Origin of the sequence: Microbacterium sp. (assembly GCF_031988965.1) — a bacterium.
Classification (GTDB): Bacteria; Actinomycetota; Actinomycetes; order Actinomycetales; family Microbacteriaceae; genus Microbacterium.
The window spans coordinates 1-2,302 of the sequence record NZ_DALZXX010000077.1; the positions used below are offsets into that span (position 1 = coordinate 1).

The 2,302-nt window shown below is 69.0% G+C and carries 3 protein-coding genes; 1 reads left to right on the forward strand and 2 read right to left on the reverse strand.

What is annotated here, in order from left to right; all coding sequences use genetic code 11:
• Positions 1-363 (reverse strand): cupin domain-containing protein (locus tag RTM68_RS12320; RefSeq protein WP_312171295.1); only part of this gene is annotated, 363 nt, incomplete at its 3' end.
• Positions 360-1,490 carry a Gfo/Idh/MocA family oxidoreductase gene (locus RTM68_RS12325; protein WP_312171296.1) on the reverse strand — a complete coding sequence of 377 codons (1,131 nt, stop codon included), beginning with the start codon at positions 1,488-1,490 and terminating at the stop codon, positions 360-362. The genes RTM68_RS12320 and RTM68_RS12325, both read right to left, overlap by 4 nt.
• A 98-nt stretch (positions 1,491-1,588) precedes the next feature.
• On the opposite strand from RTM68_RS12325, the gene RTM68_RS12330 reads away from it, so the two are divergent.
• A partial coding sequence (locus RTM68_RS12330) for a LacI family DNA-binding transcriptional regulator (protein ID WP_312171298.1) occupies positions 1,589-2,302 on the forward strand: 714 nt, incomplete at its 3' end.

Consider the following 2,302-nt stretch of genomic DNA (forward strand, 5'->3'; position numbering starts at 1 on the left):
CGCCGCGGCGGCGTAGGCCTCGGCGTCGGCCACGACGTCGGCGGGGAAGGTCATCACGGCGTCGCCCGCCTCCGGCAGCCCGGCGTTGCTCATGAGCACGACCACGCGCAGGTCGCCGTGATTCACAGCCCGGTGGATCGTGCCGGGCGTGAACCACACGACGGATCCCGCAGCGAGCGGCGTCTCACGGAAGCCCTCACCGTCGATCGTCTGCAGTGCCCCCTCGCCGGAGATCACCACATAGGCCTCGGTCGACACGAGGTGCATGTGCGGGCTGCCTCCGCAGATCCCGTCGGGAGCGGCATCCGCATAGACGTCGAGGTGTGAGAGCGAGGTGCCGCCGGGGAATGAGGATGCGATCATGATGCCGCCTCGATCAGAGAAGCCGTCTTCTCGAAGAAGTGCGGTGCGTTCGCGACGAGCTGCCCCGCACGGTAATAGGGGTCGGATGCCGCGATGGGCAGGGACACGAACTCGCGCTCGAAACCCGCCTTGTAGATGGCGGTGACGACCTCGATCGCATCACGGCCGTCCTGTCCCCCGGCGATCGGCGGACGTCCGTCGCGGATCGCGCTCAGCAGGTCGCCGATCTGCCCCTCATGGCCGAGGTGGGCGAGCGGGGTGCGCGCGGCGACGAGCGCGTCGATGCGCGCGACGACGTCGGGGGCGCCGCCCGGCTGCGGGAACCCGTCAGGCCGAGAGCGCTCGGCGACGACCGAGAACGGCTGGGACACGCGTGCGTTCGCGCCCTGGATCACGATCGCCTGCTCCTCACCGTGATGCACGACCGAGCTGGTCAGCTGCGCGAGACCCCGGTCGTATCGGAACACCGCGACAGAGAGATCCTCGACCTCGGCATTGTCATGCTGCGTGTTGGCGAGCATGGCCGTGATCTCGGTGGGACTGCCGAGCAGCCACAGGAGCAGGTCGATGTGGTGGATGGCGTGGTTGAGCGTGCAGCCACCACCCTCCTTCTCCCACGTGCCGCGCCACCACAGGTCGTAATAGGGCAACCCGCGCCACCACGCCGAGTCGACCCGGACGTGTGAGATGGAGCCGAGCAGACCGGAGTCGACGACCTCTTTGAGCGTCGCGAGGTCATCGCGGAAGCGGTTCTGGGCGACGACGGACAGGATCCTGCCCGAGCGCTCCTGAGCCGCGAGCATCGCGTCGCACTCCTCGAGCGACGGCGCCATGGGCTTCTCGACCAGCACGTGCACACCCGCATCGAGCGCGGCGATCGCGAGGGCGGCATGGGTCGACGGCGGGGTGGCCACGCTCACGAGGTCGACCAGACCCGAGGAGATCATCGCGACCGGATCGTCGAAGGCCGTGACGCCCGCGAGCGAGAATGCCTCCGCCTTCTGCGCGGCCTTGCCCGGGACGACATCGGCGAGCGCGGTGATCTCGCAGTCGTCCGGGAACGCGAGGTACCCCTCGATGTGCGCGTCGGCGATCCCGCCGGTGCCGATGATTCCGATCCTGAGCATCGCTTCTCCTCACTGAGGCGTTACTACGTATTACTAAGACGTAGTAGATACTATCGACACGGACACGGGGCTCGTCAAGCCCGGGAAGGACGGATGCCATGGAGAAACGCCCGACCAGTCATGACGTCGCACACCTCGCCGGGGTGTCGCAGTCGACCGTGTCGTTCGTCTTCACGGGCCGTCCCGGGATCTCCGACGCCACGCGAGAGAAGGTTCTGCGCGCGGCATCCGCACTGCACTACCGCCCGAACCTCGCCGCGCGCTCCATGCGCACCCAGCGCACCGGACGCCTCGCCGTCGTCGTGCCGGTGGCGACGCTCAACCCGCTCACGCTGCTGTCGGGGGCGATCGCCGCAGCGCGTGACGACGGCTACGTCGTCGAGGTCGTGAGCCTGCCGGACGAGCCGGGTGCGCGCGACGAACGCCTGGCCGAGGTCGTCGATTCGGGGCAGTACGAGGGCGTTCTGTCGTTCACTCCGCTCCCGACGATCGACAGCACGGGCGGCCCGGTCGTGCTGCCGGTCGGCGAGTTCGACGACGCCATGCATATGACGGGGGCCTTCACAGACTCGCGTCCCATCGCCGAGATGATCGAGCGCCTGGCCGTACAGGGACATCGACGGTTCCTGCACATCGCCGGCCCGGCGGACTTCCCCTCCGCGCAGTCTCGCCGGCGGGCCTACCTCGACACCGTCGCCCGTCTCGGGCTGGAGTCGATCGGCGTGGTCGACGGCGACTGGAGCGGCGACTCCGGAGCGGACGCGATCGACGCGCTGCCATCGGATGCGCCGCCGCTCGCCGTGATCGCCGCG